Genomic DNA, 7,646 nt, shown 5'->3' with positions numbered 1-7,646 from the left:
GCGATGGAAAGCTTCTTTGGCACGCTCAAGTCCGAGTGCTACAGGGGACATCGCTTCACTTGCGTGGAGCATTTGCGCGACACGCTCGAGCGCTACATCCACTACTACAACCACGAACGCATTAAGCTCAAGTTGAAAGGGCTGAGTCCCGTGCAATACAGGACTCAGCCCTTGGGCGCCTAGCCTTTATCTGTCCAACTTCATGGGGTCAGTTCACATGACGCCCCTTCTTTCATTCGAACCCGGAAGCCCGGAAACACTCACGCCGCGGCGTGCGGCGGCCTCACCGTCTCCTGCGGCCGACCGACGAGCCGCGCCAGCACGAGGATCGCCACCAGCGTCGCGACGTACGCGGCGATCTGGATGCCCGCCGGACGCGCGGTATAGCCGATCAGCGTATGCAGCGCCTTGCCGACGATGCTCGATTCCTTGAGCAGCCACGACGTGTCCCAGACCGCATCGCCCCACGACGGCACGAGGCCGGCGGCCAGCAGGAAGCCGACGCACTGGCTCGCCATGCCCGCGGCGAGCAGCACGATCAGCGCGTTCGTGACGGAGAACAGGCGCTTCAACGGAATCTGCAGCAGGCCCGCATACATCGCGTAGCCGAGGCCTGCGCCGCCCAGCACGCCGAGCAGCCCGCCGGCGATCATCTGCGGCGTCTGCCCCGGCTCGCCCGCCGCGATCCCGTACAGGAACAGCACGGCCTCGGAGCCCTCGCGCAATACCGCGACGCCGACCACGATCGCGAGCCCGGTCAACGGCCGGCTGCCGGCCGCGACCGCGCGGCCGACCTCGCCCATGTGCAGCGCCATTTCGCGGCCGTGCCGGCTCATCCAGATGCAGTGCCACGCGAGCATCAGCGTCGCGACGAACATCACGCCCGCGTTGAAGACTTCCTGCCCCATGCCGGACGCCCATTGCGAGATCACGTCGGCGAACGCCGCGATCAGGCCGGCGCCGACCACGCCGCCGACCAGCCCGCCGCCGACCCACCAGCCGCGCCGCGGCACGCCCTTCGTGGCGGCCATCACGATCGAGACCACCAGCGCGGCCTCGAGCACTTCACGAAAGACGATCAGGGCAGTAGACAGCATGTCGGTATCGGCTTACTTGACGGTCAGGTGCGTCTTCGACTGCGCTTCGTGATACTCGTCGTGGAACTCGTAGGTGCCGGCCTTCAGCGGCCCGACCAGGATCTCGACCGACTTGCCGGCCGGCACGACCTTCTCCGCCTTGAAGTCGTCGCTTTCGAATTCCGCCGGCGTCGCATCGAGATTCTTCACGATGAACTTCACCTTCTTGCCGGCAGGGATCGTCACGCCGTCGGGCGAAAACTTGTGATCCTTCAACGTGAGGTTGACGACGTCGTCGGCGGCGAAGGCGGACGTGGCCGAGGCGCCCAGCAGGGCCAGTGCGAAACCGATAGCGAAACGGGTCATGGATGTAATGAACGGAAATATGGAAGGGAATCGATACTAAGATCGATTCGCATTTTCACCTCGGAGTACCCTTACTCGGCGCATGGAGATCGTGCGTCGTCGATCCCGCGCGCTCGTTGGCGCGCAAGGGTTCGCGGGATTTCGCCGACAACGTTCAGCCGTCAATCGGGACAAATTCGGACTGACGCGCGCACACGAATGGCTATTCGTCAGACATCAGCATTACAAATGGCTGATGCGATGCGCATCGCTGCATGCAGCACTTGACCTTCCCACCATGGCAAGCTTCATGCTGAACGTACTCATCAACCACCCACCCGGGAGAACACGATGGAATTCGAAGTCCAGGACATGACCTGCGGCGGCTGCGCCAACGCCATCACGCGCGCGGTGACGGCCGCCGACCCCGCCGCGAAGCTCGACATCGACGTCGCGGCGAAGATCGTCAAGGTCGACTCGGCGCAAGGCGCCGAGCGCGTGCAGTCGATCATCGAAGCCGCCGGCTTCCATCCCGCGCTGCGCACCGCGTAACGCGCGCCGAAGGCCGCGGGCGCAGCGCCGGACAGCGACGCGCCCGCGCCCGGCGGCGTGTCAGCGCAGCCGGATCAGCGTCGACTTCAGTTCGGTGTATTTCTCGAGCGCATGCAGCGACTTGTCGCGGCCGTTGCCCGACTGCTTGTAGCCGCCGAACGGGAAGTTCATGTCGCCGCCCTCGTCATAGCAGTTCACCCACACGGTGCCCGCACGCAGCCGGCGCGACACGTCGTGCGCGGTCGTCAGGTTCGACGTCCACACGGCCGCGGCCAGCCCGTATTCGGTGTCGTTCGCGATCCGCACGGCCTCGTCGACGTCGTCGAACACGATCACCGACAGTACCGGCCCGAAGATTTCCTCGCGCGCGATCTTCGCGTCGGGCTTCACCTCGAACACCGTCGGTTCCACATAGAAGCCGCCCGTTTCCGCGTTCACGCGCGCACCGCCGGTGACGAGCCGGCCTTCGTTGCGCCCCGCCTCGATGTAACCGAGCACACGCTCGAGCTGGATGCCGTCGACGATCGCGCCCATCGATACCGACGGATCGAGCGGATTGCCCGGCACGTACGCGCGGGCGGCCGCGACGAGCTTCTCGATGAACGCGTCCTTGATGTCGCGATGCACGAGCAGCCGCGAGCCGGCCGTGCACATCTCGCCCATGTTGTAGAAGATCGCGCCGGCCGCCGTTTGCGCCGCGCGGTCGAGATCGGGGCAATCGGGCAATACGATATTCGGCGACTTGCCGCCGAGCTCGAGCCACGCGCGCTTCAGATTCGACTGCGCCGCGTACTGCATGATCAGCTTGCCGACCGCCGTCGAGCCCGTGAACGCGATGCAGTCGACGTCGCGATGCAGCGCGAGCAGCTTGCCCGGTTCGCCCGCGCCCGGCACGACGTTGAACACGCCGGCCGGAATGCCGGCCTCGAACGCGAGCTGCGCGACGCGGATCGCGGTCAGCGGCGATTTCTCCGACGGCTTCAGCACGACGCTGTTGCCGGCCGCGAGCGCGGGGCCGAATTTCCATGCGGCCATCAGGAGCGGGAAGTTCCACGGCACGACGGCGGCCACCACGCCGACCGGCTCGCGCGTGACGAGACCGACGAGATGGTGATCGGCCGGCGCGACCTCGCCGCCGACCTTGTCGATCGCCTCGGCGAACCATTCGACGCAGTACGCGGCACCCGGCACGTCGACCGTCGTCGTGTCGCCGATCGGCTTGCCCGCGTCGAGCGTCTCGAGCAGCGACAGTTCGTCGAGATGCGCGCGCATCAGCGCGGCCCACCGCAGCAGCACGGCCTTGCGCGCGCGCGGGTTCAGGCCCGCCCATACGCCCGCGTCGAACGCGCGCCGTGCGGCCGCGACGGCAGCGTTCACGTCCGCTTCGCCGCAGTCGGCGACCTTCGCCAGCACGCGGCCGTCGATCGGGCTCACGCAGTCGAACGTCTTGCCGCCGTGCGCGTCGCGCGACGCGCCATCGATGAATGCGCGCCCGTCGATCTCGAGCGCCGCCGCCTTGTGTTGCCAGTCAGCCAAAGTCAACTTGTTCATCAGGATGCCTCAGTTTTTTGACATTCGCGATGCGGCACGCCGCGCGCATGGCGCGCTGACGGCCTGCCGCGAATGCGGTGACGCGCGGTCAGAAGGTCGCCGGCGAATTGGCCGAGACGACCTCGCAGATCAGTTCCGCGCTGGGATTGCGAAAACGATGCGGCAAACGGCTTTCGAAGTAGTAGCCGTCTCCGGGGTCGAGCAGCCACGTCGCGCTATCGACGGTCAGCTCGAGCCGGCCCGACACGACGACGCCGCCCTCGTGCCCCGCGTGCACCAGCATCTCGGGCCCCGTGTCGGCCAGCGGCTGGTAGATCTCGCGCAGGATGCACATGTTGCGATCCTTCACGTTCGCGCCGACCAGATGAAACGCGAGCGACTCGTTGCCGAGGTTCGGCATCTCGTCGCGACGCGACACGACCGCGCGCGATTCGACGAGTTCGAACGTGAAGAACTCCGCGAGACTCATCGGGATGCATTCGAGCAGTTTCTTCAGCGAGCCGACCGACGGGCTCACGCGGCCCTGTTCGATCAGCGAGATCGTGCCGTTGGTGACGCCGGCGCGTTTCGCGAGTTCGCGCTGCGACAGGCCATGCTTGTTGCGCACGAAACGCAGGCGCTCGGCGACTTCGGTGGACATCGATTCGGTTTCGGACACGATAAGTGCGATGACAAAGTGAAACGACGCGGTGGACTGCCGTTGAATATTCTAATCACTTTATGCCGCACATCAGCGGGGAAAACCCTGAAAGGCGTTCGAAATAATGGACGGCGCATCGACTATTCCTTTTGCGAATCTTTTGTTCGCATTGCTCGGGAAAGCCCTGATGCAGGACCGTTAAAAAACATTTGACGGCGTTATTGGCTCGTATATGCTGGCTCTCAGGTCAGCGTCATCTGGCTTTCACAGGCGTCGAAAAGCGTTATCGCAACGCAACAATCGATGCCCGTCAATGTAAATGACGCAGGGCCGGCGCCTCGATTATTTTAAACGCCCCGCGCGTCGAAACGATCAGGTGTTCAATACTTTCAACAAACCAGTCGAGTGTAATCGTGAGAGTCCGTGGCCCTCTGGTGAGGTGGGATCGAGGCGATGTGCGAAGTTTGCGCAGCGCCGTTCCCGCTTCCGACGGCAGTTGCGGCTGGCATAGTCCTCGCCTGCTTCACCTGTCGATCTACACCATCCTGTCCCGTCGTTCCGTTCGGCGCCACAACGCCGTTTCCGCACGCGCATTCGTCGCCGTCGATACCGACGAAGTGGCGTCGCTGCTGCCGTAGCGCCTCTCCTTTCTTCACGTCGTTCGTTTTGTCTGCCGATTCGCCAACCGCATCGTCCGTGCGGTGACGGAACGCGTTCGCGCATTCGTTGCCGCGTCGCGTATCGCAATGAAACGAACGACGGCCTGACCGTCGCGCGCAGCGCGGATCGCCACGCCATCCCGTTGCGCCCATTCACCAGCGGCCCTGCGCTCAGCGCCGGGCTGCGGGGTCGTGTCGCGCCCGCGTTTTGCCGCATTCGGGCCGACGCGCGTCACGTCCCTATGGATTACTGATTGACGTCATGGAAAGGAAACCTCTCGTCGGCATCACCGCCGACCTCACCCAGATCGGCGCACACGCGTCGCATACGGTCGGTGACAAATACGTCGCCGCGATCGTCGACGGCGCACAGGCGCTCGCGATGGTGCTGCCGGCGCTCGGCGAGCGGCAGTCGATCGCCGACGTGCTCGACGCCGTGGACGGGCTGCTGTTTACCGGCAGCTACTCGAACGTCGAACCGCATCGGTACGGCGGCGAGCCGAGCGAGCCCGGCACGAAGCACGACCCCGCACGCGACGCGACGACGCTGCCGCTGCTGCGCGCGGCAATCGTCGCTGGCGTGCCCGTGCTTGCCGTGTGCCGCGGCTTCCAGGAGTTGAACGTCGTCTGCGGCGGCACGCTGCACCAGCGCGTACATGAAGTGCCCGGCTTCGCCGATCACCGCGAGGACGACGACGCGCCGATGGATACGCAATACGGCCCCGCGCACGTCGTGCGCCTGACGCCCGGCGGCAAGCTGCACGCGCTCGCCGGCGGCCGCGACGAAGTGCACGTGAACTCGCTGCACAAGCAGGGCATCGCGCAGCTCGGCTCCGGCCTTGCCGTCGAGGCCGTCGCGCCGGATGGCCTGATCGAGGCCGTGAGCGTCGTCGACGCACCGGCGTTCGCGCTGGCCGTGCAGTGGCATCCGGAATGGCGACACGCGCAGGACCCGCTGTCGAGCGCGATCTTCCGCGCGTTCGGCGATGCGTGCCGCGCCCGCCGCGCCACACGCACGCGCGCCATGGCCGCCGCCGCGCTCGCCTGAGCGCGCCCACCAGACAACGAGAACAGACATGCAAGACATCGAAGACTTTCTGAAGCAGCACCGGATCACCGAGATCGAAGCGATCATTCCCGACATGGCCGGCATCGCGCGCGGCAAGATCACGCCGCGCAACAAGTTCACGTCCGGCGAATCGATGCGCCTGCCGCAGGCGGTGATGGTGCAGACCGTCACCGGCGACTATCCGGAAGACGGGTCGCTCACCGGCGTGACCGATCCCGACATGGTGTGCGTGCCCGACACGTCGACGATCCGGCTGATCCCGTGGGCCGTCGATCCGACCGCGCAGGTGATTCACGACTGCGTGCACTTCGACGGCTCGCCGGTCGAGATCTCGCCGCGCTACGTGCTGCGCCGCGTGCTCGACCTGTACAAGGCGAAGGGCTGGAAGCCGGTCGTGGCGCCCGAGCTCGAGTTCTATCTGGTCGACATGAACAAGGACCCGGACCTGCCGCTGCGGCCGCCCGTGGGCCGTACGGGCCGCCCCGAAACGGGCCGCCAGTCGTATTCGATCGAGGCCGTCAACGAGTTCGACCCGCTGTTCGAGGACATCTACGAGTACTGCGAAGCGCAGAACCTCGACATCGACACGCTGATCCATGAAGTCGGCGCCGCGCAGATGGAGATCAACTTCATGCACGGCGACGCGCTGTCGCTGGCCGACCAGGTGTTCCTGTTCAAGCGCACGGTGCGCGAGGCCGCACTGCGTCACAACATGTACGCGACGTTCATGGCCAAGCCGATGGAAGACGAACCGGGCTCGGCGATGCACGTGCACCAGAGCATCGTCGACGAGGAAACGGGCCAGAACCTGTTCACGTCGTCCGAAACCGGCGGCGCGACGTCGATGTTCTACAACTACCTCGCGGGATTGCAGAAGTACACACCGGCGCTGATGCCGATCTTCGCGCCGTACATCAACTCGTATCGCCGCCTGTCGCGCTTCATGGCCGCGCCGATCAACGTGCAGTGGGGCTACGACAACCGCACGGTGGGGTTCCGCATCCCGCACTCGGGCCCGGCCGCGCGCCGCATCGAAAACCGGATTCCGGGCGTCGACTGCAACCCGTACCTCGCGCTCGCGGCGACGCTCGCGGCCGGCTATCTCGGCATGACGCAGCGCCTGGAGCCGACCGAGCCGCTGGTGAGCGACGGCTACAGCCTGCCGTACCAGTTGCCGCGCAACCTCGAGGAAGGGCTGACGCTGATGGCCGCGTGCGAGCCGCTCGGCGAGATCCTCGGGCCCAAGTTCCTGAAGGCGTATTTCGCGCTGAAGGAAACCGAATACGAAGCGTTCTTCCGCGTGATCAGCTCGTGGGAACGCCGCCATCTGCTGCTGCACGTTTGAGCGTGCATCACCGCATACGGAATCACGGAGGAAACATGACCTACCGCAACGAATCTGCCTGGATCCAGCCGGCCGCCCCGACCGCCGCAGCCGCCGCCGCGCCGCGCGCGACGCAGGCACGCACGACCGCCGAATACCGCGCGCTCGACGCCGCGCACCACATCCACCCGTTCTCCGACATGGGCGCGCTCAACCGAGCCGGCAGCCGCGTGATCGTCAAGGCCGACGGCGTCTACCTGTGGGACTCGGACGGCAACCAGGTGATCGACGGGATGGCCGGCCTCTGGTGCGTGAACGTCGGCTACGGCCGCAAGGAACTCGCCGACGCCGCGTATCGCCAGATCCAGGAACTGCCGTTCTACAACACGTTCTTCAAGACCACGCATCCGCCGATCATCGAGCTGTCGGC

The 7,646-nt window shown here is 65.7% G+C and carries 10 protein-coding genes; 6 read left to right on the top strand and 4 right to left on the bottom strand.

Translation table 11 applies throughout. The annotated features are described in order from the left end of the window. Window positions 1-183 (top strand): IS3 family transposase (locus A9Z05_RS33735; protein ID WP_141723531.1); only part of this gene is annotated, 183 nt, incomplete at its 5' end. Window positions 184-260: 77 nt separating this feature from the next. Here the strand turns inward: A9Z05_RS33735 and A9Z05_RS33730 are convergent. Both A9Z05_RS33730 and A9Z05_RS33725 read right to left on the bottom strand, forming a co-directional pair. Beyond that, window positions 261-1,097 carry an FTR1 family protein gene (locus A9Z05_RS33730; RefSeq protein ID WP_069621838.1) on the bottom strand — a complete coding sequence of 279 codons (837 nt, stop codon included), beginning with the start codon at window positions 1,095-1,097 and terminating at the stop codon, window positions 261-263. Between the two features lie 12 nt (window positions 1,098-1,109). After that, on the bottom strand, window positions 1,110-1,442 hold the full coding sequence (locus tag A9Z05_RS33725) for a cupredoxin domain-containing protein (protein ID WP_069621837.1): 333 nt from the start codon (window positions 1,440-1,442) through the stop codon (window positions 1,110-1,112). A 330-nt stretch (window positions 1,443-1,772) separates the two neighbouring features. Between A9Z05_RS33725 and A9Z05_RS33720 the strand changes: the two genes are divergently transcribed. Then, on the top strand, window positions 1,773-1,973 hold the full coding sequence (locus A9Z05_RS33720; RefSeq protein WP_006477591.1) for a heavy-metal-associated domain-containing protein: 201 nt from the start codon (window positions 1,773-1,775) through the stop codon (window positions 1,971-1,973). 60 nt (window positions 1,974-2,033) lie between these two features. On the opposite strand, the gene A9Z05_RS33715 is transcribed toward A9Z05_RS33720, so the two are convergent. Together A9Z05_RS33715 and A9Z05_RS33710 are read right to left on the bottom strand one after the other, a co-directional pair. Continuing rightward, window positions 2,034-3,524: an aldehyde dehydrogenase gene (locus tag A9Z05_RS33715; RefSeq protein WP_069621836.1), complete on the bottom strand. Its 1,491-nt coding sequence runs from the start codon at window positions 3,522-3,524 to the stop codon at window positions 2,034-2,036. A gap of 88 nt (window positions 3,525-3,612) precedes the next feature. After that, window positions 3,613-4,164, bottom strand: coding sequence for a cupin domain-containing protein (locus tag A9Z05_RS33710; RefSeq protein WP_011546390.1), 552 nt, complete (start codon window positions 4,162-4,164; stop codon window positions 3,613-3,615). Window positions 4,165-4,619: 455 nt separating this feature from the next. Here A9Z05_RS33710 and A9Z05_RS38280 point away from each other — a divergent pair, with 455 nt between their 5' ends. From A9Z05_RS38280 to A9Z05_RS33690, 4 genes are all read left to right on the top strand, one after another. Next, complete coding sequence (locus A9Z05_RS38280) at window positions 4,620-4,802, top strand: hypothetical protein (protein WP_006488040.1); 183 nt, start codon at window positions 4,620-4,622, stop codon at window positions 4,800-4,802. Between the two features lie 283 nt (window positions 4,803-5,085). Beyond that, entirely contained in the window at window positions 5,086-5,871 is a 786-nt protein-coding gene (locus A9Z05_RS33700) for a gamma-glutamyl-gamma-aminobutyrate hydrolase family protein (RefSeq protein WP_069621835.1), read from the top strand. A 28-nt stretch (window positions 5,872-5,899) separates the two neighbouring features. After that, window positions 5,900-7,237, top strand: coding sequence for a glutamine synthetase family protein (locus tag A9Z05_RS33695; protein ID WP_069621834.1), 1,338 nt, complete (start codon window positions 5,900-5,902; stop codon window positions 7,235-7,237). Between the two features lie 35 nt (window positions 7,238-7,272). Continuing rightward, a partial coding sequence (locus A9Z05_RS33690) for an aminotransferase class III-fold pyridoxal phosphate-dependent enzyme (RefSeq protein WP_141723541.1) occupies window positions 7,273-7,646 on the top strand: 374 nt, incomplete at its 3' end.

It is taken from the genome of Burkholderia sp. A2 (genome assembly GCF_001729305.1).
Classification (GTDB): Bacteria; Pseudomonadota; Gammaproteobacteria; order Burkholderiales; family Burkholderiaceae; genus Burkholderia; species Burkholderia sola.
Note: the sequence above shows the minus strand (reverse complement) of the source record. Positions and strands in the feature narration are given on the sequence as shown.